Annotated in this window: 17 protein-coding genes and 2 pseudogenes; 9 read left to right on the top strand and 10 right to left on the bottom strand. The window is 73.4% G+C overall.

Annotated elements, in window-relative coordinates; translation table 11 throughout:
* The first annotated feature begins 122 nt into the window (after nucleotides 1-122).
* Nucleotides 123-2,384 carry a serine/threonine-protein kinase gene (locus AB0M83_RS37110; protein ID WP_364524511.1) on the top strand — a complete coding sequence of 754 codons (2,262 nt, stop codon included), beginning with the start codon at nucleotides 123-125 and terminating at the stop codon, nucleotides 2,382-2,384.
* Nucleotides 2,385-2,565: 181 nt separating this feature from the next.
* On the top strand, nucleotides 2,566-3,399 hold the full coding sequence (locus AB0M83_RS37105) for a hypothetical protein (protein ID WP_364524509.1): 834 nt from the start codon (nucleotides 2,566-2,568) through the stop codon (nucleotides 3,397-3,399).
* Nucleotides 3,400-3,445: 46 nt separating this feature from the next.
* Here the strand turns inward: AB0M83_RS37105 and AB0M83_RS37100 are convergent, their stop codons facing one another.
* From AB0M83_RS37100 to AB0M83_RS37090, 3 genes are all read right to left on the bottom strand, one after another.
* A complete protein-coding gene (locus tag AB0M83_RS37100; protein WP_364524559.1) occupies nucleotides 3,446-4,771 on the bottom strand; it encodes a glycoside hydrolase family 6 protein in 1,326 nt (441 codons plus the stop codon).
* A 120-nt stretch (nucleotides 4,772-4,891) separates the two neighbouring features.
* Nucleotides 4,892-6,478 carry a long-chain-fatty-acid--CoA ligase gene (locus tag AB0M83_RS37095; protein WP_364524507.1) on the bottom strand — a complete coding sequence of 529 codons (1,587 nt, stop codon included), beginning with the start codon at nucleotides 6,476-6,478 and terminating at the stop codon, nucleotides 4,892-4,894.
* A 93-nt stretch (nucleotides 6,479-6,571) separates the two neighbouring features.
* Entirely contained in the window at nucleotides 6,572-7,012 is a 441-nt protein-coding gene (locus tag AB0M83_RS37090; protein WP_364524505.1) for a hypothetical protein, read from the bottom strand.
* An 88-nt stretch (nucleotides 7,013-7,100) separates the two neighbouring features.
* On the opposite strand from AB0M83_RS37090, the gene AB0M83_RS37085 reads away from it, so the two are divergent.
* Nucleotides 7,101-7,874, top strand: coding sequence for a maleylpyruvate isomerase family mycothiol-dependent enzyme (locus AB0M83_RS37085; RefSeq protein WP_364524503.1), 774 nt, complete (start codon nucleotides 7,101-7,103; stop codon nucleotides 7,872-7,874).
* On the opposite strand, the gene AB0M83_RS37080 is transcribed toward AB0M83_RS37085, so the two are convergent.
* The 3 genes from AB0M83_RS37080 to AB0M83_RS37070 are packed head-to-tail and all read right to left on the bottom strand — an operon-like array spanning nucleotide 7,834 to nucleotide 11,736.
* Nucleotides 7,834-9,957 carry an iron ABC transporter permease gene (locus AB0M83_RS37080; protein ID WP_364524501.1) on the bottom strand — a complete coding sequence of 708 codons (2,124 nt, stop codon included), beginning with the start codon at nucleotides 9,955-9,957 and terminating at the stop codon, nucleotides 7,834-7,836. The genes AB0M83_RS37085 and AB0M83_RS37080 overlap by 41 nt on opposite strands.
* Before the next feature lie 7 nt (nucleotides 9,958-9,964).
* Nucleotides 9,965-10,942 (bottom strand): iron-siderophore ABC transporter substrate-binding protein, encoded by a 978-nt coding sequence (locus AB0M83_RS37075; protein ID WP_364524499.1) that lies wholly within the window; start codon nucleotides 10,940-10,942, stop codon nucleotides 9,965-9,967.
* 32 nt (nucleotides 10,943-10,974) lie between these two features.
* Entirely contained in the window at nucleotides 10,975-11,736 is a 762-nt protein-coding gene (locus tag AB0M83_RS37070) for an ABC transporter ATP-binding protein (protein WP_364524557.1), read from the bottom strand.
* 249 nt (nucleotides 11,737-11,985) lie between these two features.
* Here AB0M83_RS37070 and AB0M83_RS37065 point away from each other — a divergent pair.
* The 4 genes and pseudogenes from AB0M83_RS37065 to AB0M83_RS37050 form a co-directional block, all read left to right on the top strand.
* Nucleotides 11,986-12,450 (top strand): annotated as a pseudogene (locus AB0M83_RS37065) (acyl-CoA dehydrogenase family protein); the annotation flags it as partial.
* Nucleotides 12,451-12,692: 242 nt separating this feature from the next.
* Nucleotides 12,693-12,785 (top strand): annotated as a pseudogene (locus AB0M83_RS37060) (hypothetical protein); the annotation flags it as partial.
* Between the two features lie 259 nt (nucleotides 12,786-13,044).
* The gene (locus AB0M83_RS37055) at nucleotides 13,045-13,293 is read left to right on the top strand and encodes a hypothetical protein (protein ID WP_364524561.1); all 249 of its coding nucleotides are present in this window, start codon (nucleotides 13,045-13,047) and stop codon (nucleotides 13,291-13,293) included.
* Between the two features lie 94 nt (nucleotides 13,294-13,387).
* On the top strand, nucleotides 13,388-14,452 hold the full coding sequence (locus tag AB0M83_RS37050) for a hypothetical protein (protein WP_364524497.1): 1,065 nt from the start codon (nucleotides 13,388-13,390) through the stop codon (nucleotides 14,450-14,452).
* A gap of 1 nt (nucleotide 14,453) precedes the next feature.
* Here AB0M83_RS37050 and AB0M83_RS37045 read toward each other — a convergent pair whose 3' ends face one another.
* The 4 genes from AB0M83_RS37045 to AB0M83_RS37030 all read right to left on the bottom strand — a co-directional run bounded on the left by AB0M83_RS37045 (nucleotide 14,454) and on the right by AB0M83_RS37030 (nucleotide 19,757).
* On the bottom strand, nucleotides 14,454-16,703 hold the full coding sequence (locus tag AB0M83_RS37045) for a hypothetical protein (protein WP_364524495.1): 2,250 nt from the start codon (nucleotides 16,701-16,703) through the stop codon (nucleotides 14,454-14,456).
* Nucleotides 16,704-16,847: 144 nt separating this feature from the next.
* On the bottom strand, nucleotides 16,848-18,065 hold the full coding sequence (locus AB0M83_RS37040; protein WP_364524493.1) for a sigma-70 family RNA polymerase sigma factor: 1,218 nt from the start codon (nucleotides 18,063-18,065) through the stop codon (nucleotides 16,848-16,850).
* Nucleotides 18,065-18,445 carry a YciI family protein gene (locus tag AB0M83_RS37035; RefSeq protein WP_364524491.1) on the bottom strand — a complete coding sequence of 127 codons (381 nt, stop codon included), beginning with the start codon at nucleotides 18,443-18,445 and terminating at the stop codon, nucleotides 18,065-18,067. The genes AB0M83_RS37040 and AB0M83_RS37035 overlap by 1 nt, the downstream gene beginning before the upstream one ends.
* A gap of 106 nt (nucleotides 18,446-18,551) precedes the next feature.
* Entirely contained in the window at nucleotides 18,552-19,757 is a 1,206-nt protein-coding gene (locus tag AB0M83_RS37030) for a glycosyltransferase (protein WP_364524489.1), read from the bottom strand.
* Between the two features lie 135 nt (nucleotides 19,758-19,892).
* On the opposite strand from AB0M83_RS37030, the gene AB0M83_RS37025 reads away from it, so the two are divergent.
* Both AB0M83_RS37025 and AB0M83_RS37020 read left to right on the top strand, forming a co-directional pair.
* The gene (locus tag AB0M83_RS37025) at nucleotides 19,893-20,579 is read left to right on the top strand and encodes a hypothetical protein (RefSeq protein ID WP_364524487.1); all 687 of its coding nucleotides are present in this window, start codon (nucleotides 19,893-19,895) and stop codon (nucleotides 20,577-20,579) included.
* 41 nt (nucleotides 20,580-20,620) lie between these two features.
* Nucleotides 20,621-22,090, top strand: a complete 1,470-nt coding sequence (locus AB0M83_RS37020) for a serine hydrolase domain-containing protein (protein ID WP_364524485.1) — start codon at nucleotides 20,621-20,623, stop codon at nucleotides 22,088-22,090.
* Nucleotides 22,091-22,212: the final 122 nt, after the last annotated feature.

Genomic DNA, 22,212 nt, shown 5'->3' with positions numbered 1-22,212 from the left:
CCCGAAGTGGCCGGAACCGGCCACTGTCCCGGACCGGGTGCCACTTCCGGGTGGTGGAGCCCGGTCGATCGTGGTCGGATGTCCTCCGCGGGAAGAGACAGGGTGAGGGGAAAGCGGCGGGGATGAACGACACCTGGAGCGTGCCCGGGTACGCCGAAGTGGACGTGCTCGGCACCGGCGGGTTCGGGCGGGTCGTGCTGGCCAAGCACGAGGCCACGGGGAAGATGGCGGCGATCAAGTACCTGCGCGCCGATTTCGTGGCCGACGCGCGGATCGTGGACGGGTTCCGGCGGGAGGCGTGGCTGCTGTCCGGCGTGCGGAGCCCGCACGTGGTCCGGCTCTTCGACTTCGTCGAGACACCGCGGGGCGCCGCGCTGGTCATGGAGGCGGTGCCCGGCGTGTCGCTGCGCGCGCTGCTGGTGGCGGAGAACGTCCTGGCGCCCGAGGCGGCGCTGGCGATCCTGAAGGGCTCGCTGCTCGGCCTCGCCGACGCGCACGCGGCCGGCGTGGTCCACCGGGACTACAAGCCGGGGAACGTGCTGGTGTCGCGGGAGGGCGAGTCGAAGCTGGTCGACTTCGGACTAGCCACTTTGGACGGCCACAACGGACTGACCGCCGGTTCGCCGTCCTACATGGCGCCGGAACAGTGGGCCGGTCAGCCCGGCCGGCCCGCCACCGACGTGTACGCGGCGACGTGCGTGTTCTACCAGTGCGTCACCGGGCAGCGGCCGTTCGAGGCGGACACGAGCGAGCAGCTGCGCGACCTGCACGGGAACGCGCCGGTGCCGCTGGAAGCGATGCCCGAGCCGCTGCGCCCGCTGATCGCGCGCGGCATGGCGAAGGACCCGGCGTGGCGACCGGCGACGGCGGACGCCTTCGTGACCGAGCTGGAAGCCGTCGCCCGCAAGGCCTACGGGAAGAACTGGGAGAAGCGCGGCTGGAAGCGGCTGGCCACCTCAGCCGCGGCGCTGACGGCGCTGACGCCGTTGGCGCTCCTGACGGCCGCCGGCACGGCCGCCGCACCGGTCGCGGCGGCCGGCGCCGGGGCCGGCGTGACGGCAGCGGGCACCGGGACGGGGGTGACCGCGGCGATGGTGGGCAAGATCGCCGCCGCGGTCGCGATCGCCGGCGGCCTCGTCGCCGGCGGGCTGGTGATCCTCCGGAGCGGGGAGGACCCGCCCCCGCCCCCGCCGCCGGCGGCGCTGTCGGTGGCCGTGCAGACCCTGTCCGGGCGGGACCCGGCGCTGCCGATCAGCTACGAGCTCCAGTACCCGCAGGTGTCCGGCGGGTCCGACGCCGCGGTCCGGCAACGGGCCAACGACGCGTTGCGGGCGCCGATCGACAAGCGGCTGAAGTCGGTCCGGGACGCGGTCGCGGACCCGAGCACGCTCGAGCAGATCCGGCAGGGCGGCGGAACGGCCGGGCTGCGCTCGTCCGCGCGGGTCCTGCTGCGGACGCCGAGCCTGCTGTCCGTGCGGTACGACCACGATCTCGACTCGGACGTGCTGGGGCACGCCACGTGGCGGTTCCCCGAAGCGCTCTCCGTCGACCTAGCCACCGGGCAGGTGGTGGGTCCGCAGGACGTGTTCCGGCCCGAGATCCTGACCGCCGCCGGCATGCGGACGCTGACCCGGCGGCTGACACCGCACACGAAGGACGGTTTCTGCACCGTGCCCTCGGTCACCGGGTACGCGGAGCAGCAGGTCACCATGGACGCCGCGGACCGGCCCGGCGGCGGTGACCACGTGCCGGCCGCGACGTTCGGGTTCACCGAGGCCGGGGCCGAGTTCGAGATCCGGTGGTACGACCTCGGCTGCGACTCGGCGGCCGGCGACGAGACGGTGGTGCTGCCGTACGCCGAACTCGACGACCTGCTGCAGCCGAAGTTCCTGACGGTGCTGGGCCGGACGGTGCCGGCCGCTTCTTCGACGCCGCCGACGCCGGGGCCGCCGGGCGCCAGGACCACCTACACGAACTCCCGCTTCGGCTTCAGCACACAGGTGCCCCCGGACTACGCGGCGTCACCGTGGGTGCCGGAGAACGGCGAAGGGATGCGGTTCACCGACGCCCGCTTCGGCGCGACGCTGACGGTGTGGGGAACCAACTCGGGGGGCCGCCGGCCCGCGGACAAGCTCGCCGAGGTGGTCGCCTCGGTGGAAGGGAACGGCGGCCGGGTGACCTTCCGCTCCGCCGAGGGCGACGGCTACACGGTGTCCGGCTACCAGGGCGACGGCAAGATCTTCTACGAGCACGAGTCCCTCGGAGCCGGTTCGACGGCCGGGCTGCGCTGGGTCTACCCGGCCGAGTACAAGAGGGAGCTCGACAAGACCGTCACCGACACGGTGAAGGCCTTCGACCCCGGGGATCTCTCCCGGCCGCACTGACGCTCCCGGCCGGGGCGCGGGGCAGTGGTCACGCCGGCGGTGTCTTGAATGAGTCATTCAGGTCTTGCGAGGTCCTGAATGACTCATTCAAGACGGTTGCCCGAGGCGCCACGCCCGTCGACCCGTCGTCCCCGGGCACCGGCCCGGTCGCCGGTCTCAGGCAGGCTGAGAGACTCAGGCCGTGATCCTCGGATACGTCCTCGCCGTGCTGGCCGCCGTCGCCTCGGGTAGTGGCTCCATCCTGGAGTCCGCCGGGGTGCGGCGGGCCGGTGCCTTCGGCGGCTCGCCTCAGGACCTCGTCGCGCTGCGCCGGCAGCCGCTCTACTTCCTCGGGGTGGGGGTGGACCTGCTCGGGTTCGTCTTCGCCGCCGCCGCGCTGCACCGGCTGCCGCTGTTCCTGGTCCAGTCGGTGCTCGCGTTCAGCGTCGGCGTGACCGCGACGATCTCCGCGGTCCTCGGCGTCCGGCTGGTCGGCGCCGGCTGGGCCGCGCTGGGGGTCGGTGCGACGGGTCTCGTCCTGCTGGGCCTGTCCGCGGATCCCGGCCCCGCCCGCGCGCTGGCGACCGGGTGGAAGCTGCTGCTGGTGGGCGTGGCGGTGGTGATCGCGGTGATCGCCTTCACCGCCCAGCGCAACAAGGGCCGCTGGTCGCCGATCGTGCTCGGGTTCTGCGGCGGGCTGGGGTTCAGCGCCGTCGGGATCTCGGCGCGGACGCTCGACGCGTCCGGGCCGCTCTGGCGCCTCGCGCTGGAGCCGGCGCTGTGGGCGATGATCGCCAACGGGCTCGTCGCGGCGGTCGCGTTCGCGATGGCCCTGCAACGCGGCCGGGCGACCGCGGTCACCGCCATCATGTTCACCACCAACACGGCGGTGTCCTCGCTCATCGGCGTGGCGGTGCTGGACGACCGCGTCCGGGACGGCTTCACCGCCGCGGCCGCCGCCGGGTTCGTCCTGGCCGTCGCCGGGGCGATCGGCACCGCGCACTACGCGGCCGCCCACCGGACGACCACCGCCTGAGCCCGGTCGCGAGGGCCGGCTCCGAGCCGGCCCCCGCTGGCTGAGATCAGGCGCACGACCTGCCGTTGAGTGTCGGCGACAGGAAGGGCGGCGTGCCCCCGCCGTAGTTCGCGTTGTACCCGATGGTGACCGTCGCGCCGGTGGCGAGACCACCGTTCCACGAGGTGCTCGCGGCCGTGACCACGTCCCCGGTGTCGGTCCAGGTCCCGTTCCAGCCCTGGCTGACGGTGACCCCGGGGGCGGTGAAGGTGAGCGTCCAGTGGTCGAGGGCCGCTCCGCGGTTCTCGATGACGATCTCGCCGGTGTACCCGGTCGGCCAGGAGCTGACCACCCGGTGCGTGACCTTGCAGCCATCGGACGGCTGCGGGGTCGTGGTGGTCGGGGTCGTCGGGGTCGTGGTGACCGGGGTGGTGGGCGTCGTGGGCTCGGTCGTCGGCCCGGCCGCGATCGCGAGGTCATAAGCCCGCTGAGGCACGAACTGGCCGGCCGTGGCGATGCAGCCGTCCGCCTCGCCCGGCGGCTTGACCCACAGGTACGCCGCGATCTGGCCATCGCCGGTCTGGTCGGTGCTCGGGGTGCCGATCGCGCGCCCGGAGGGGTCGCACCATTCGCTGCCCTGCGGGCCGTTGCCGTTGCGGCTCGTGTCGATGACCGCCTTCAGCCGCGAGTCGCCGAGCTGGCCGAGCACGGACTTGTCGTACGACACCTCGTCGGCGGTCGCGCGGTAGTTCGACACGTTGGTGGCGATGCCGTCGGCGCTGTTCGCGATGTCGGCGGCCCGCAGGCGGTTCGCGGCGTCCCCGGGGGAAAGCCAGGCGGAGTGCCCGATGTCGAAGTAGACCTTCGCCTGGGCCGACCCGGCCTTGAGTCGTTTGCCCGCGTAAGCGATCGACGCGGTGGTCTGGCTCTGCTGGTCACCGCTCTGGCAGCTCGTCATGAGCGCGAGCACGTCGGGTTCGAGCACGATGGCCGCGGGGCGTCCCGCCAGGCCGGCCGCGACCTGGTCGACCCACGCCCGGTACGCGTCGTGGGACGGCGCGCCGCCGCTGCTCGCGCCGCCGCAGTCCCGGTTGGGGATGTCGTAGACCACCATGATCGGGATCTTCCCCGCGGCGGCCGCGGCCCCGACGTAGGCGTCCACCTCGCCGCGGACCGTGCTGGTGTTCGTGGTGGTGAACCACCTGGCCTGCGGCACCGCGGCGACGCGGTCGCGGATGACCGCGGTCCGCGAGTCACCGGGGTTCGCCGCGACCCACTTGGCCGCGTTGGTGCCCGGGTCGACGTAGTACGCCGAGACGGCGGCCTGCGCGCTGGTCCAGGTGGTGACGACGACGCCGGTCGCGGCGCAGGCGGCGATCAGGCCGGCCGCCAGTGTCCTGTTTCGCATGCACTTCTCTCCCTTGGACGACGGGGCGGACTACCTGTCCGCCCGCCTGCCTGGGAGCGCTCCCAGTGAGTGACTGTAGCCGGTGCGGGGTCATCGGAAAACCCCTCAGGCGAACGCGCCGTCCGAAGAAGACGAGGAGTACTCGGTGTAGGCGATGTCCTGCCCCGAACTCCGCCGGAGCACGTCGGGGCAGTTCGGGCCCTCGGCGGCGAGCCGGCGCTTGACGACCTTGAACGTCGACGTCCGCGGCAGCTCGCGGACCGTGCGCACGTACTCCGGCACCTGCTTGGGCCCGAGGTCCGGCTGGCCGGCGAGGAAGCGGCCGAACTCCGCGGGGTCCAGGGGCGTGCCGTCGGTGACGACGGCCGCCATCACCCGGTCCCCGGTCACCGGGTCGGGCACCGCGTAGACGGCGGTGTCGGTGATCGCGGGGTGCCGCAGCAGGATGCGCTCGATCGGCGCGGTGCCGAGGTTCTCCCCGTCGACGCGGAGCCAGTCGCCGAGCCGCCCGGCGAAGTAGCAGAACCCCGCGGCGTCGGCGTAGGCGAGGTCGCCGGTGTGGAACCGGCCGTCGCGCAGCCGCTGCGCGTCGGCTTCGGGGTCGCGGTAGTACCCGGCGAACCAGCCGGCGCCGGTGGTGTTGACCAGTTCGCCGACGGCTTCCCCGGCGTTGACCAGCCGGCCGTCGGCGGCGAACTCGGCCGGGGGGCACGGGCGGCCGGTGTGCGGGTGCAGGATGGCCACGTCCTCGGTGGGCCTGCCGAGCGAGCCGGGCGGGGTGTCGTCGGTGCGGGCGAACCCCACACCGCCCTCGGTGGAGCCGAACGCGTCGACGACCCTGCAGCCGAAGCGTTCCCCGAACGCGGCCAGGTCGGCACTCGCTCCTTCGTTTCCGTAGACGAGGCGCAGGGGGTTGTCCGCGTCGTCGGGACGCGGGGGAGTGGCGACCACATAGGACAGTGGTTTGCCGACGTAGTTGGCGTACGTCGCGCCGAACTTCCGCACGTCGGGCAGGAAACCGGACGCGGAGAACCGGCGGCGCAGGGCGATGCCCGCGCCGGCCGCGAGCCCGACCGCCCAGCCGGCCATGATCGCGTTGGAGTGGAACATCGGCATCGTGACGTAGACCGTGTCCGCTGTGGACAGTCCGAAGCGCTGGGCGAGCATCGCGCCGGGAAACGCGATCTTGCCGTGGGTGCAGCGCACCGCCTTCGGGTCGCCGCTGGTGCCGGAGGTGAAGATCAGCATGAGCAGGTCGTCCGGCGACGCGGGGACGGGATCGAGTGGCGTGTTCGCCGACGGCCACGATTCCAGGTCCCGCACGGGAATCCCGCCGAGGTCCAGCCCCTCCAGGAGCGGCTGGTACTTCTCCTCGGCGAGCACGAACTGGCAGTCGGCGAGCCGGACGTCCCGTGTCAGGGCTGCTCCGCGCCGGGTGGGGTTGAGCCCGACCAGCACCGCCCCGGCGAACGCGCAGGCGCCCAGCAGGACGGAGAAAGCCGGTACGTTGTCGGCGAGAATGCCGACGTGCGGCGGCTTGTCCCGGTCCAGCGTCGCCCGGAGGTCGGCCGCTCGGCGTGCGGACGCCCGGACGTGCTCGGCCCACGAATACGTCTCGTCCTCGAAGAGCAGACCCGGGCGCTCGTCCCCGGCGCGGGCCAGCAGCAGCTCGGTCACCGTCGGAACGCTCATCCGTGCACCCCAAACACCGGCGGTCAGAAGTGGAACACGTTCTACTTCTACCACGGTGCCCGCCGCCGGGTCCACCGCGCGGCGGCGCTCCGGTCAGCGGCGGCCGGTGGCCAGGACGACGAGGAACTGACCGCCGCCCGGCTCGACGCCGGCGGTCACCGGCAACCCCGGGACGAGCCGGGAGAACCGGTCCACCAGCCAGTCGGCCGCCTCCTGTGCGTCCTGCTCGGTCGGGCACCGGGCCACCAGCTCACGGCCGCCCTTGCGCTCCAGCCGGCCGGCCACGGTGATCAGCGGCGCGGGGTCGGCGACGTGCAGGCGGTCCGGCCAGGCGATGACCACCTTGACCGCGCCCTTGCGGGTGTTGCACCCGCGGTGGGCGAGCCGCTCGGCGACCTTGGCCTTCCGGTCGGCGGTGCGGCTGTCGACGCTGGGCCCTCGCGGGTCGTTCACCGACATGCCGGGGTCGACCGGTTCGTCGCACACCCAGCACCGCCAGCCGTCGCGCTCGGCGACGTCATCGAGGAGGCTCATCCGAGCAAACTAGCCTGCCCGGCCGCGGGGCCGCGCACCGCACGGTGATCAGCGGAACACCCGCGGCCCGCCGGGAGTTGAGGGGGGCATGAACCAACTCGTGGACCGCACGATCGCCGCCCTCCGCGCCGAGCACGACGAGCTCGCCGGCCTCGTCCGCACCCTCACCGACGATCAGCTGGCCACCACCAGCGGCGCCGCGGACTGGACGGTCGCCCAGGCCCTTTCCCACCTCGGCAGTGGCGCCGAGATCGGCCGCGCACCGATCGCCCGGGCCGCCGGAGAGACGGTGGAGGCCGAAGACAACCCGACGATCTGGGCCCGCTGGGACGCGTCGGCGCCGCGAGCGCAGGCCGAGGGCTTCCTGGAGCACAACGGCCGCTGGCTCGAGCTGGTCGAGGCGCTCACGCCGGAGCAGCGCTCGTCGCTGACCGTCGACCTCGGCTTCCTGCCGGAGCCGGTCCCGCTGGTGACCGCCCTGGGCATGCGGCTCAGCGAGGTGGCCAACCACTCGTGGGACGTGCGGGTGGCCTTCGACCCGGACGCCGGGGTGGCCGCCGGGTCGGCCGAGGTGCTCGTCGACCTCCTGACCGGGCCGCTGGGGTTCATGCTGGGCTTCCTCGCGAAGCCGGCGGAGCTGGCGGCCCCGGTGTCCGTCGCGGTGCCCGGTGGCGGTCTCGTGATCGACGACGCGGTCACCGTGGCGGACCACCTCGAGGCGCCGTCCGCGACGTTCACCGGATCGCCCGAAGCCTTTGTCCGGCTGGTCAGCGGCCGCCTGAAGGCACCGTACGACCAGGGCGTCACGGTCGAGGGCAGCGTCACGCTCGACGACCTGCGCCGCGTGTTCCCCGGCTTCTGACCGACGTCTTCGTGCGGTGCCGGTACAGGAGCCACACGAAGTAGGGCGCGCCGATGATCGCGGTCATCAACCCGGCGGGCAGCTGACCCGGGGCGATCACCGTGCGGCCGACGGTGTCGGCGGCGCAGACGAGGGTCGCCCCGAGCAGCGCGGCGGTGGGCAGCAGGCGGGAGTGCCTGCTGCCCACGATCGCGCGGGCCGCGTGCGGGGCGACCAGGCCGACGAACGTGAGCACGCCGATTCCGGCGACCGCCGCGCCGGTCAGCAGGACGGCGCACGAAAGCAGGAGCAGGCGCGAGGGCGCGACGGGCACGCCCAGCACGCGGGGCGTCTCGTCGTCCAGCGAGAGCAGATCGAGCTCGCGGCGCATGCGGACCAGCACGGGCGCCACCAGCAGCAGCGCCAGCGCCATCGGCACGAGGTGCGTGAAGGTCCGGCCGTAGGTCGAGCCGCCCAGCCAGGTCAGCGCCTTCGTCTCGTTCCACGGGTCGGACAGGGTGATCAGCAGCGTCACCAGTGCCTGCGACGCCGCGTACACGCCGAAACCGATCAGCACCAGGCGTTCGCTGCTGAAGCCGCCCCGGGCGGCCACGGCGAAGACCACGGCCATCGCCAGGGCGGCACCCAGGCCCGCGGACCCGGTCAGGGTCCAGAACCCCACCCCGGACACGAGGGTGATCACGGCGACCGCGCCGAGGCCCGCCCCGCCGACGACGCCGATCATGCCGGGTTCGGCCAGCGGGTTGCGGGCGACCGCCTGGGTGAGGGCTCCGCCCAGCGCCAGCGCCGCGCCCGCCAGCAGCGCGGCCACCACGCGGGGTACGCGGGTGTCCAGTACGCCGGTGACGATCGGGCCCGCCTGGCCGGTCACCCAGTTGAGGACGTCGCCCAGCAGCAGTTTCGCGTCTCCCAGCAGGACCGCGCCGACGGCGGCACCGACCGTCACGAGCGCCAGCACGCCCAGCACCACCGAGTACCGGGCCGTGCTCACCCCGCCCCGCGCGCCCGCCGTGGGGGGATCGGCCGGTGTGGAGGTGATCCGGGCCGTGCGGGCCAGCACCACGAGGAAGAGCGCGCCGAGGATCGTCGTCACGACGCCCGTCGGCACCTCCAGGGCGCGCTGCGGGCTGATGATGGTGCGGAGCAGCACGTCGGCGCCCAGCAGGAGAGCCGCGCCCAGCGCCGCGGAGAACGGGAGCAGGGCGGCGTGCCGGTGCAGGCCCGGCACCACGGACGCGAGCAGCCGGGCCAGGGCCGGCGCGGCGAGGCCGACGAAACCGATGGGACCGGCCAGGGTCACCGCCGCCGCGGCCAGCAGCACGGCCAGCGTGATCGCGGCGAAGCGGACGCGTCCGACGTGGATCCCCAGCGTCCGGGCGTGGTCGTCGCCGACGTGGATCAGGTCGAGCCGCCGGGACATCCCGAGCAACGCGGCCAGCGCCACGCCGGCGAGCGGGCCGAGCGTCCGGATTCCGCCGAGCCCGTTCTGCTCCAGCGATCCCTCGCCCCACGCGAACAGGCCGCGGGTCTCCTGGGCGTAGAGCAGCAGCAGGACCTGGGTCACCGAGATCAGGGCCAGCGCGATGGCGGTGCCCGCCAGCACCAGCCGCACGATCCCGGTGCCGCCGGTGCCCGACAGCGCGAGCACGAACACCGCCGCGGCGAGCCCGCCCGCGAACGCGACACCGGTCGCGCCGAGCAGCGGCAGCGAGACGCCGAACGCCGCGACCGCGACGACGGCCAGGTGCGCACCCGCGTTGACGGCCAGGGTGTCCGGCGACGCCAGGGCGTTGCGGGACACCGACTGCAGCACCGCGCCGGCCACGCCGAGGGCGCCGCCGACGACGAGTGCCGCGAGCAGCCGCGGCAACCGCGACTCGACGACCACCGCGGCCGTGTCGCCGGTCCCGCCGCCGAACACCAGCCGCAGCACGTCCAGCGCGTCCACGTTCGCGGTGCCCTGCGTCAGGTGCACCGCCGAACCCGCCGCGATCAGGGCGGCGAGCCCGATGCCCAGCAGGGTCAGCCGGCCGCGCCGCCGGACGGTGGGCGCGGCCGGCGGCGGCTCGGTCAGGGTCTTCACTCGGGCGCTATCCCTTGAGCGCGACGAGGGCGGCGTCGACGAACTGCTCCATGGACTTCGGGCCGCCGAACATCCACAGCGCGTCCGGGAAGCGGTGCACCTTGCCGCTCTTGACGAACGGCAGGTTCTTCCAGATCGTGTTGCCGGCCAGCTCCTGCTGGTACGGGTCGCCGTCGGCGTTGTTGGCGATGTACCAGAACCGCACGTCGGGCAGCTGGGTCAGGCCCTCGACGTCGGCCTGGGCGAGCCCGTAGGACGCGTCGCCCGTCATCGGCCAGGCGGTCTCGAGGCCGAGCCGGCCGAACACCGCGGACACCAGCGCGCCCTTGGTGTAGGGGCGGATGCTGACCGAGCCGGAAGTGACGTAGGCGTCGGAGAACGCGACCTTCTGCCCGGCGGCGCCGAGCTTCTCCGCTTCGGCCTTGCCCGCGGTGAGCTTCTGCTCGAACTCGGACTTCAGCCGCGCGGCCTTGGCCTCGGTGCCGGTGGCCTTCGCGACGGTGTCCAGGTTGGCGTACATCCCGGCGATCGGGTCCTGGGCGTTGCCGCCGTCGAGGACGATCACCGGCACCTTCGCCTCGATCTGCTGAAGCGCGCCTTCGGTCACGCTGTCGGTGACGATCACCAGGTCCAGCCCCAGCGAGCCGAGCGTGTCGAGGCTCGGCTCGCCGCGGGTGCCGATGTCCTTCGGGGTCGTGTCGAGCGGCGCGGCGCTCACCCACTGGCCGTAGCCCTTGATGTCGGAGACCCCGACCGGCATGACGCCGAGCGAGACCAGGTGCTCGACGCCGTTCCATTCGGTCGCGGCGACGCGCTTGGCCGGGCCGGGCAGCTTCACCTCCTTGCCGCGCGAGTCGACGACCGTGACCGGGCCGGAACGCGTGGTGGTGGCGGTGGTGCTCGCCGCTTCCTCGGTGGTGCCGCAGGCGGCCACGAAGAACGTGGCGGCCGCGGCCAGGCCGAGAAAGGTCCTGGTGCTGCGCATGTTTCTCCTGTTTCTCAATGACGGCGTACCGGTCAGACCGACGCGGTGCGCGCTTTCGAGTCGTTGAAGCGGCCGACCGCGCGGGTGTGGATCCGGCCGTCGGCCGGGTCGAGCCGGACGTCCACGCGGATGCCGTACGCACGGGTGAGGTTCGCTTCGGTCAGCACGTCGGCGGGCGCGCCTTCCGCGGTGACCACGCCGGCCTCCAGCAGGAGCACCCGGTCGGCGACGGCCGCGGCCTGGTCGAGGTCGTGCAGCACCACGCCGACCCCGACGCCGTGCCGGTCGGCGAGGTCGCGGACGACGTCGAGGATCTCCACCTGGTACCGCAGGTCGAGGAAGGTCGTGGGTTCGTCGAGCAGCAGGAGCGCGGTGTCCTGCGCCAGGCAGCCGGCGAGCCACACCCGCTGCGCCTGCCCGCCGGAGAGGGCCTGCACGGGCCGGTCGGCGAGGGCGGACAGCCCGGTCAGCTCCAGGGCGCGCTCGACCGCCGCGGGACCTTCGGGGTCGCGGCCGCCCCAGCGGGACCGGTGCGGGTGCCGGCCGAACTCGACCAGCTCCCGGACGCTCACGCCGCCCGGCGCGGTCCGCTGCTGCGACAGCAACGTGATCCGCTTGGCGATGTCCTTTCCGGACAGTGCGCGCAGGTCCGCGCCGTCGGCGAAGGTGACCGAGCCGGCGACCGGCGGGTGCAGCCGCGCCAGCGCACGCAGCAGTGTCGACTTCCCGCTGCCGTTCGGGCCGATCAGCGCGGTCACCGTGCCCGCGTGCAGGGAGAGGGACGCGGCGCGCACGACGACGTCGCTGCCGTAGGCGACGTCGACCGCACGGGCGTGGACGCCGGTGCCGGCGCGGTGGGGAACGAGGGACACGCGAGGACAATAAGGTCAGGCTAACCTAACGGCAAGGGTCAGTGGCGGTCGGCACAGTGCCGTGAATGTCGCATTGAGGGACTTCAAGTCTCTCGATGCGACATTCACGGACCTTGCCCGCCGGCCACGCGGTGACAGGGTGGCCGGGTTCACCGTCTCCCAGGGGGGCACGGGTTCGCGCAGATGATGCGGGGCCTCGAGGTCGGCCGCATCCAGGTCGCCGCCCGCGCGACCGGCGTCGCGCGGGCCGCCTTCGACGACGCCCTGAAGTACGCCCAGGAACGGGAATCGTTCGGCAAGCCGATCTGGCAGCACCAGTCGGTCGGCAACCACCTGGCCACGATGGCGACCAAGCTGACCGCCGCCCGTCAGCTGCTGCTGCACGCCGCGGGGCGGTACGACGCGGGGGAGCGGGCCGATCCGGAAGCGGGGATGGCGAAGCTGTTCTGCTCGGAGACCGCGATGGAGGTGGCGCTCGACGCGATCCGCGTCCACGGCGGTTACGGCTACTCGACCGAGTTCGACGTCGAGCGGTACTTCCGCGCCGCGCCGCTGATGATCGTCGGCGAGGGGACCAACGAGATCCAGCAGAACGTCATCGTCGGCCAGCTCGTCGCCCGGGGAGGTCTGCGGTGACCGACCTGCGCGACGCCGTCGCCGGTTGGCGGCCCGAGACGTCCGACGTGATCGGTCCCTGGCCGGCCGCGGCGTTCTCCGGGCTGCTCGACCTCGCCGCACCGGCCGCCCGGCTCGGCGAGCCGCTTCCGGTGCTGTGGCACTGGTTCCACTTCCTGGAGCCGGTGCCGCAGGCCGCGCTCGGCGAAGACGGCCACCCGGCGGACGGCCGGTTCCTGCCGCCGATCCCGGACCGCCGCCGGATGATCGCGGGTGGCCGGGTGGAGGTGCGGGCGCCGATCCTCATCGGTGACCGGATCGAGCGCCGCAGCGAACCGGCCGACGTGGTGGTGAAGGACGGGCGGAGCGGGCAGCTGGCGTTCGTGACCGTCCGGCACGAATACCGGCGCGGTGACGAGCTGCTCCTGACCGAGCACCAGGACGTCGTCTACCGCTCCCAGCCCGCGGTGAACGCCGGCGGGCGGCCACGCCGGTCCCCACCGGCGAGCCACCCCCCACGACTGGAAGATCGCCACGCCGACCGGGCCGCGGCTGCTGTTCCGGTTCAGCGCGCTGACCTACAACACCCACCGCATCCACTACGACCGGCCGTACGTGACCGATGTCGAGGGCTATCCCGGTCTGGTCGTGCACGGGCCGCTGCTCGCGTTGCTGCTGCTGGAGATCCCGCGCCGCCACGCGGACCGGCCGGTGACGTCGTTCGGGTATCGCCTGTCCGGCCCGGTCTTCTCCGGCGCGACCGTCCTGACCCACGGCCGGCGGGAGGACGGCAAGCTCGTTCTGCCCGGCATGGCCGAAGGCGGCGCCAGGGCGATCACCGGCCGTGTGACTTTCGCGCAGTGACGTGAAACCTGGGTTCGGTAGCGCCCGGCGCGGTCCAGCCTGGGGGTACTTCCGCGGAGCCCGCGGGAGACCTTCGACAGTCCGGAGCTCCGCCATGTCCACCGTGCCCGCCGCGCCGGTCCACCGCCGTCCGGTCGCCCTCGCCCGCGGGTTCCTGACCGGCGGCGTCATCGGCGCGACGCTGAGCGCTTTCGTCGTCGGCATCATCCTCGAGCGGGTGCCCCTGATCCTCGCCGCGCTGGGACTTCCGCTCGCCTACGGCGTGCTCGTCTTCGTCGCCGGCATGCCGCGGCGTGCGCGGGAGGCGGCGGTCGTGCCCCGCGTGGCGCTCGCGAAGGTCGAGAGCCTGCGCGCCGGCGGCACCGAGACCGGAGACGTGCCGGTCGACCTCGTCCTGACGGTCGCGCCGGACGACGCGCCGTCGTACCGGGCCGAGGTGACCCACCAGGTCAACCTGGTCGACCTCCCGGGCTTCCGGCGGGGTGACGTCGTCGTGGTCGAGTACCCGCCGGACCGGCCGTGGCAGGTCCGGATCGTGCCGCGCCCGGCACCGGCGTGGGAGCGCCGGAGGGCGGGCGCCACCGTCGAATCCGCTCCCGAGTCCGCTTTGGTGCGTTCCCCGCCGGAGGGGTGTGCGGCCGGGGCGGTCACCTTGACGGGGTTGCTGCTCGCCGCGGCCGCCGTCCTGGTGCTGTTCCGTGCCGACCTGTTCGGTCCGGAAAGCTCCGAGCCGCCGATCGAGCCGCCGGCCACGTCGGTCACGTCGTCCGCGGGTTCCGCCACGGTGACGGTGGGACCCGGCCAGACCCTGCTAGACGCGGGGGAGTTGCGCCGGGTCGTCGACTCGCTGGCGGGCAACGCGGACGTGTCCCAGGTGCTCACCGCGGTCGTCGAGGAGCGCCGGCTGTCGGTGGTGTTCGCGCCCACCGCCGCGGCCGTCCCGCGGTTCGACCTTCGCGCCGTGCCCTTCGAGCAGATCCCGGACCTGGTCGGGAAGGCCGTACACACCTCGGACGCCGGGTCGCCGCGGAGCTGGCAGGTCGTCGTGGACCCGTTCAGCGTCCGGGTCACGGTGACCGGCCCGGAAGGCAGCTCGTCCAGCACCCCGTGCGGCGGATCACCGGCGGCCGAGGGGTGCGCTTGGCCGCCGGGCCGCTGAGTCAGGGCCGGGTGTAGCCGATGTCGTCGACGAACCAGTCGTCGCCGGTCGCGGCGGTGCCCGTCGAGGACAGCTGGTTGCCCGTCAAGCCGCTGAACGGCTGGGACGGCGTGACGGTGGCGACCGCCTGGCCGTTGACGGTCAAGGTCGCCGACGAAGGCCCGGCGGCGACCCGCACCGAGTTCCAGGTCCACGACCCGACGGTCACGGTGCCCAGCGGCGCGCCCCAGGTCGCGTTCGCGAAGTCGTAGCGGTAGAACTTGCCGCTGACCGCGTCCAGCAGGAAGTGGTACGGCGTCACCGGGTTGCCCGCCGAGTCCGTGCCCAGGACGCTGAACAGCAGGCCGTGCGTGCTCGTGCCGCTCGCCCGCACCTTGAACTCGTAGTCCGCACCGGCCGAGGCGCCGTGGTTCCAGGCGATGCGGGACAGCACGGTGTCGCTGGTGTCGGTGATCCGCAGGAACCGCGACGAGATCGGCTCGACCGCCGGGGCCCCGGCGACGACCACCGCGCCGGTCGCCGTGGCCAGGCCGTTCCCGGCGGGAGCCGCGCCCGGGACGTTGGCTTCGAAGCCGTCCAGCGTGCTGTAGAGCTGGAGTTCGTCGAGGAACGACGAGCCGTCGCCGGTCGGGGGATTGGGGTCGCTGAGCCGGACGTACCGGGCGGTCGTCGGCGCGGCCAGGGGATACAGGATGCCGGACCGGGTGCCTTGCGCGGGCGTGGACCAGGTCACGCCGTCGAGCGAAGTTTCGATGGACAGGCCGGCGGGCCCGGTGAGATGGGCGTGTGCGCCGATGCCGGTCAGCGCGTAGGCGCGGTCCAGCCGGAGCGTGACGCTGCGGTTCGCCGTCACCACGGAGGAATCGGCGCGGACGTCGCCGTCGAAGGCGTACGCGCCGATCGACGTCCGGCCGTCGCCGTAGGTGGTGAACGCCGGGTCGACGAAGGAGATCTCCCCGCGCCGGAACTTCGACTGCAGATCGATCGTCCCCCACTGGGCGGTGTTCACCTCGAGCACCGATTTCCACAGTGACTGCGAGGTGCCGTGCGGGTAGCCCGACGCCGTGGCCGGGCAGCCCCAGCTCGCGCAGTTGTCCCCGACCGCGAGCGCGGTGTTCGCCGTGAGGGGCGTCATCGCGAGGGTGTTGCTGGAGCCGGACGCCGCGAGCGAGCGCCCGCCCGTGCCCGTCCCGGCGGTGGGCTGGTTGGTGTAGATCGTCGTGCGGCCGGTCCAGTCCTGCCAGCCCGACGTCCCGGAGTACTTGTACCGCACCACGTTGCCGGGCCGGCCCGATGCCTGCAGCGCCGCGCCGTTGCCCAGCAGCACCGACCCCGGCGAGTTCCCCGTGTCCGAGGCCATCTTCACCGGTGCCGTCCAGCTTCCCGAGCCGTCCACAGTGGACGACTGCGTGTAGTAGAGGTCGGGCAGGAAGCGGTCTTCCCCCGCGACGGTGGTGTCCCGCCGCAGCCAGGCCATCAGCTTGCCGTCGGAGGTCGGTGCGACGTTCGCCTCCGACCAGCCCGCCCCCTCCGCCAGCCGGGTGACCTGGATCCAGTTCGCGCCCTGGTCGGTGCTGCGCATGAGCGCGGTGAACGGGCCGCTCGCGGTCGCGCCGTACACCGTGGCCAGCAACGTCCGGCTGTCCGGCAGCAGCAGGATGCCCCGCTGGAAACGGGCCCAGAGGGTCGGCGGCGAGCCCGGATAGCTCGTGGTCGCGGTCCCGGCGGCCGTCATCGTGGTCCCGGTGAGGGTCCAGCGGCCGAAGACCCGGTCGTTCTCGTTGTACGGCGTGGACGGGTCCGGATCCGCGGCCGAACGCGACAGCGTGATCGGTTCGAAGTCGACCGCCACCACCGTCCCGGCGGCGTCGGCGAGCCGGACGGCGTTGGTGATCCCGGCCCACCGGCTCGGCAGGGCGACCGGGCTCCAGGTGGCGCCGTCGTCGGTGGAGGTCCGCATCGCGGCGGCGTTCGTGCCCGGCGAGTCGGTGCCGACGCCGTAGGTGGTGAACAGCCGCGAAGTGCGGCTGCCGTCCGGGTTCGTCACGCTCGCGTTGAACAGCGAGGGGAAACCCGCGTTCGGCGCGGCGGGGTCCGTGCCGGGGTTGGTGTAGAAGGTCCGCCCCGCGGGGAGGCTCACGTGCGGTTGTCCGGGCGACGGTGGCTCGACGCCCTCCGCCGGAGCCGTCACCGCGGCGGTCAACGCCACCGTCGTGAGCGCGAGGGCGGACGTCCGGGCAAGAGCGCGCATGAGCGGATTCCCCCAGGTGGAGCGGAACTTCCGGTAGGTGTGCGCACGGACCACTCCGGACGTCGCCGACCGGTTGACGCCCGGCCCGGATGCCACCCGATCGGCGCAGCCGTGGCCCGGGGGAGATGTCCACTTCGGACGGTTTCAGGCCAGTGCGGCCGCCTTGCGCAGCAGCACCGAGCGTTCGCGCTGGTTGGCGCACAGCCGGGCCGCCAGCTCCAGCTCGGCCCGGGCCTCCGGGCGCCGGCCGAGGCGGGCCAGCAGCTCGCCGCGCACGGTCGGGACCAGGTGCGAACCGGGGAGCCGGTCCGCGGCGACCAGCTCGTCCACGATGGCCAGGCCGTGCGCCGGCCCCGACGCCATCCCCACGGCGACGGCCCGGTTGAGCTCGACCACCGGCGACGGCGCGACCCGGCCCAATGCCTCGTAGAGCACCACGATCCGGTCCCAGTCGGTCTCGCCGACCGAAGGCGCCGCCGCGTGGGTGGCCGCGATCGCCGCCTGCAGGCCGTAGGGACCGAGTCCGCGAGCCGACGCCTTGGCCAGCGCGGCCAGCCCCCGGTGGATCGCCGAGAAGTCCCACCGCCGCCGATCCTGGTCTTCGAGCAGGATCGGCGCACCGTCCGGGCCGGTCCGGGCCGGGAAGCGCGCGGCGGTCAGCTCGCACAACGCGAGCAGGCCGTGCACCTCCGGCTCGTCCGGCTGCAGCGCGGCCAGCGTGCGGGCCAGCCGGATGGCCTCGTACGCGACGTCGGGGCGCAGCAGCGCGTCGCCCGACGTGGCCGTCGACCCCTCGGTGAAGATCACGTAGAGGACGCTGAGCACGCCGCCCAGCCGGTCCCGCCGTTCACCGGCCGCCGGCAGCTCGAACGGCACGCCGGCCGCCGCGATCGTCTTCTTGCCCCGGGTGATGCGGGCCTGCACGGTCGGCACCGGGACGAGGAACGCGCGGGCGATCTCCTCGCTGGTCAGGCCGCCGACCACGCGCAGGGTCAGCGCCACCCGGGCCTCTGGGGAGAGCACCGGGTGGCAGCTCACGAACATCAGCGCCAGGACGTCGTCGTCGATCCGGTCCGGGTCGACATCCCCGGGGTCGGCTTCGCCGTCGGCGGCCAGCAGGGCGTACCGGTCCTGGAGGGCGGCCCGGCGGCGGATCGCGTCGATCGCCCGCCGCCGGGCCGTGGCCCGCAGCCAGCCGGCCGGGTTGGCCGGCGGGTCGAGCGGCCACGACACCAGCGCCTCGGCCACCGCCTCCTGGGCGGCGTCCTCGGCGAGCCCGAAGTCGCCGGTGAACCGGGTCAGCGCGGCGACGATCCGCGCCGACTCGATCCGCCAGACGGCCTCGACGTCGGCCGGGTGCATCAGCTCTCGTCCGCGGCCTGGTTCGGGACCTCGTCGTCGCCGGCCACCCGGCGGACCTCGATCTTGGTCCCGCGGGTCGCCGGCATCCGCTTGGCCCACTCGACCGCTTCCTCCTTCGAGGCGACGTCGAGCAGGAAGTAACCCCCGAACAGTTCCTTGGTCTCCCCGTACGGCCCGTCGGTGACCACCGGGGCCTCGGCACCGAAGTCGACCACGACACCGCGGCTCGGGTCGTCGAGCCCTTCGGCCGCGAGGAGGACACCGGCCTTGAGCATGTCTTCGATGTACTGGCGGGTCGAGGCCATCGACGCCTCGATGTCGGCCATCATGGCCGCGTTCGACTCGTCGGTGCCCCGCATGATCAGCATGTACTTCGGCATCGTGTGCTCCTCGTCCGGCGGGGCCGCCTCTCGGCCCTCGCCCCCTCTTGTCGAACGAGCGGCCCGCGGATCAACACGGCCCGGAAAATATTTTCGCGCGCCCGGCTCACCGGAGAGCGTCGAGCAGCAGGAGCGCGGCCACCGCCGCTCCGTCGGCGCGGACCTCGGCGGCCAAAGCCGCCGCCCGCGCCCGGGTCCCGGGCGCCAAAGCCGTGTCGAAGGCCTCGCTCAAGGACTCGAAGGTCGCCGTCGGGCCGTCGAGGGCCGCGCCGACCTTCCGGGCCGCCACCCGCCCGGCCCAGTACGGGTTGTCCGCCACAGGGAGGGGGACGACCACCTGCGGGACGCCCGCGCGGGCGGCCGTCTGCGTCGTGCCCGCGCCGCCGTGGTGGATCACCGCGGCCAGCTCGCCGAACAGGCGCTGGTGGTTGACCTCGCCGAGGGCGAAGCAGTCGTCCTGGCCGTCGACCAGGTCCAGCTCCGCCCAGCCGCGGGAAACGAGGACGCGGTGACCCCGGGCGCGGCTCACTTCGACGGCCCAGCGGGCGATGTCCGGCGCCGGGCCGATGCTGCCGAAGCCCACGTAGACCGGCGGCGCGCCCGCGTCCAGGAACGCCACCAGCTCGGCCGGCAGCGGCCGCTCGTCCGCCTGCGTCCACGCCCCGGTCTGGACCACTTCGAGGCCCGGGGTCGCCGGCCACGGCCCCAGGGCCGGGTCGGCCGCCAGCCACGGCCGCTCGGAGTAGACGTGGCCGCGCACGTCGTCCACCGGGGGCAGGCCGAGGACGGCCCGGTGCCGGTTGAGCGGCGCACGGAACTGCGCGTTCACCCGCTCGGCGTCCAGCTGCCACAGCGTCGCGTTGTCGGCGCCTTCGGGCTCCGGCCAGCCGGGCCGCGGGGGCGGTGCGTGGTGCGGCGACGGCAGGTTGACCGCCGCGTAGGTCGTGTACACGTAGCGGATGCCCGCGGCTTCGGCCACGGACCGCGCGCCGACCTGCGCCAGGCCGGCGACCACCAACGCGTCGCACCCGTCGGCCGCGGACGGGAAGACGTCGAACTGCGTGTTGACCAGTTCGGTCCGGTACCGGGACAGCTCAGCCGCCGTCGGGGGAGCCGTCCCGCTCATCAGCGCCCGCACCGGCGGCCCGACCGGCACCGCGTCGATCCCGAGCCCGCCCAGCCGGTCCGTGAACTCTTCGTCCGGCGGGACGCACATCCGGACCTCGGCGCCGAGCTTTCTCAGCTCCACTGCGAGTGCCACCAGCGGTTCGACGTCACCGCGTGTCCCGTACGTGGAGAGCAGCACTCGCATGCGCGTCCTCTTCGCTTTCTCTCGTACGTTCCGGCCAGTCTACGGTGATCGACACGCTCTCGCGCGGAGCTGCCTCCGGTGACTACTGTGGCGTGTAAGGGCTCCTGACCGTCAACAGAACTTGAGGGCCACTCGATGCCTGCTTCGTCCCCTGATGTTTCGATCATCCTGCCCTGTGCCGGACTGGGAACGCGCTTCGGAGCGCCGTACGCGAAGGAACTGCACTGCCTGGAACCCGGGGTCACCATCCTCGACCGCAGCCTGGAGGCCGTCGTCGAACTGGCGAAGAGCGGGCTCACCGTCCGTGTGGTCGTGGTGTTCGGGACGCACAAGCTGGACACGGTCAAGTACCTGGCGCGCTACGCGGCAATCTTCCAGCTGGTCTTCGTCTACCAGGACGACGAGGCCGAACCGGGGCTGGACGGCGCGATCCGGTGTGCCTTGCCGATGACGGGGGGACCGGTGGCCCTCGTATTGCCTGACATCGTTGTCAGCGGCGTGGGGAGCCTGCTCGCCGCCGTGCGGCAGACCGAGGTGGCGGGCTGGAGCGTGGTGGCCGCCGAAGAACGGGATCCCGGCACGCTGCGGCAGATGGGCGCGCTGACGGTGGCCGCCGAGGACGGCGTCGTGACCGTGGCGGCGGCCGCGGAGAAGCCGGCGGATCCTTCGGGCTTCAACGCGCTGTGGGGCATGGTGGCGGTCGCCGAGGAGGAGGCGCACCGGTTGCCGGACGTGGCGAGGAGGGACGCGGACAGCCCCCTGGCCGGCGCGGTCGCCCTCATGGTGGACCGGATCGTCAACTACAACACCGCCGAGGGCTGACTCGGTCCTTTGTGGACCGTCAATACGTTCTGAGGAGAAGCATGCTCGACGAGGTGATGACGGCGCTCGGCACCGTCCTGCCGCGGCTGGCCGCCGTCACCGGCACCCCCGGGGTCGCCGTCGCGGTGGCGACGAGCGACGAGCTGCGGACAGCGGCGACCGGGTTCGCGGACCTGGCCGCGCGCACGCCGATGACCGCCGAGACGCCCGCGCCGGCGGGCTCGCTCACCAAGCCCGTCACGGGGCTGGCCTTCATGCAGCTGACCGAAGCGGGCTTGGTCGGCTTGGACACGCCGGTCGACCAGGTGCTGCCCGCGGGTCTGCGGGGTGCGGACCCGGCGCCCGTCACGACGGCCATGCTGGCCGCGCACCAGGGCGGCTACTACAGCGACATCGTCACCGCCACGGCGTCCACGGCGCCGGCCGAGCCGATCCTCGACTACGTCCGGCGCCGGCACGAGGCCGGCCGCGCGGTGGAGTACGGCGGGGTGCTGCCGCTGGTGACGGCGCCGGGGTCGTACTCCTACTCGAGCTTCGGCGTCGGGGTGCTGGGCGGGGTGGTCGAGCACCTGACCGGCGAGCCGTACGGCGCCCGCGTCCACCGGGAAGTGTTCGCCGCGACCGGCATGAACGACACGAGCATCGACGACGGCACCCGGGCGCCCGGGTCTTCGAGCGCGACCGGGTACATGGCGTTCGGCGACTGGTGCCTGCCGAGCCCGCCGCTGCGCACCTCGGCGTACCCGGGGGTCGGGATGTACACGAGCGCCGCGGACTTCGCGCGGCTGCTGCAATCCTTGCTGCGCACCGCCCGGGGCGACCGCGGCCTGATCGGACCGGACTCGCTCGCGGCGATGGTGACCCCGCGCGCGCCGCGGCCGAGCCCGCACGGCGTCCGTTCGTTTTCCGGCCTGACGCTCGAGCTCGCCGACCCTGACCTGGGCGAGGACTGGTGGTGGGGGCACACCGCGGCGTTCCCGTGGGGATTCTGGTGGGAGGCAAGGGTCTGGCCGCACCGCGACCTGGCCGCGGTGGCGGTGGGCAACCGCTGGGACATGGCCCGCTTCCACAACCCGGCCACCCGCAGCGCGCCGGGCCTGGCCGTCGAGTGGGCCGGCCGCTGGGCGGCGTCCGGCGCCCCGGCGAAGCTGCCGGACATGGATGGCCGGCCCCGCTGGACGGGGCCCCGGCCCACCCCGGAGAGCTCACGCTGGATGGGAGTGCTGACGGGGGAACGTACCCACGGCCTGCTGGCGGTGGCGGAACCCCTTCCGGTCACGTCGCTGACGGAGGGCGCACGTTCCCTCGGCGACACGGATTCGGGCGGCTGGGACCCGGAGGCCTTCGCGCGCGGAGTTGAGCAGGCCCGCGCGGTGGCCCCGGACCCGGCCGCGCTCGAGACACTGGGCCGCGAACTCGGCCCGGCGGCGGCGTTGTGGATGCTGGAGTGCGGCGCGTCGAGCGCGGATTTGACGATGCCGGTCGGGTTCTACGCCCGCGCACCGCGGTAAGCGAAGGTTTCGAACCTCCGCGTCGTGGCGACCGAGCCCAGCGGCTGCCAGCGTTCGTCCAGCCCGAGGACCTCACGGACGATGCCGGCGGCAAAGATCGTCGACCCGATCCAGCACGAGCC

The organism is Amycolatopsis sp. NPDC051106 (genome assembly GCF_040682775.1).
Classification (GTDB): Bacteria; Actinomycetota; Actinomycetes; order Mycobacteriales; family Pseudonocardiaceae; genus Amycolatopsis.
This window is presented reverse-complemented; position numbering and strand designations above follow the sequence as displayed.

Excerpts from the sequence above, each read along its gene's own strand:
- AB0M83_RS37110 (WP_364524511.1), top strand. The coding sequence starts at position 123 with ATGAACGACACCTGGAGCGTGCCCGGGTACGCCGAAGTGGACGTGCTC.
- AB0M83_RS37095 (WP_364524507.1), bottom strand. The coding sequence starts at position 6,478 with ATGAGCGTTCCGACGGTGACCGAGCTGCTGCTGGCCCGCGCCGGGGAC.
- AB0M83_RS37090 (WP_364524505.1), bottom strand. The coding sequence starts at position 7,012 with ATGAGCCTCCTCGATGACGTCGCCGAGCGCGACGGCTGGCGGTGCTGG.
- AB0M83_RS37085 (WP_364524503.1), top strand. The coding sequence starts at position 7,101 with ATGAACCAACTCGTGGACCGCACGATCGCCGCCCTCCGCGCCGAGCAC.
- AB0M83_RS37075 (WP_364524499.1), bottom strand. The coding sequence starts at position 10,942 with ATGCGCAGCACCAGGACCTTTCTCGGCCTGGCCGCGGCCGCCACGTTC.
- AB0M83_RS37050 (WP_364524497.1), top strand. The coding sequence starts at position 13,388 with ATGTCCACCGTGCCCGCCGCGCCGGTCCACCGCCGTCCGGTCGCCCTC.
- AB0M83_RS37045 (WP_364524495.1), bottom strand. The coding sequence starts at position 16,703 with ATGCGCGCTCTTGCCCGGACGTCCGCCCTCGCGCTCACGACGGTGGCG.
- AB0M83_RS37040 (WP_364524493.1), bottom strand. The coding sequence starts at position 18,065 with ATGCACCCGGCCGACGTCGAGGCCGTCTGGCGGATCGAGTCGGCGCGG.
- AB0M83_RS37035 (WP_364524491.1), bottom strand. The coding sequence starts at position 18,445 with ATGCCGAAGTACATGCTGATCATGCGGGGCACCGACGAGTCGAACGCG.
- AB0M83_RS37030 (WP_364524489.1), bottom strand. The coding sequence starts at position 19,757 with ATGCGAGTGCTGCTCTCCACGTACGGGACACGCGGTGACGTCGAACCG.
- AB0M83_RS37025 (WP_364524487.1), top strand. The coding sequence starts at position 19,893 with ATGCCTGCTTCGTCCCCTGATGTTTCGATCATCCTGCCCTGTGCCGGA.
- AB0M83_RS37020 (WP_364524485.1), top strand. The coding sequence starts at position 20,621 with ATGCTCGACGAGGTGATGACGGCGCTCGGCACCGTCCTGCCGCGGCTG.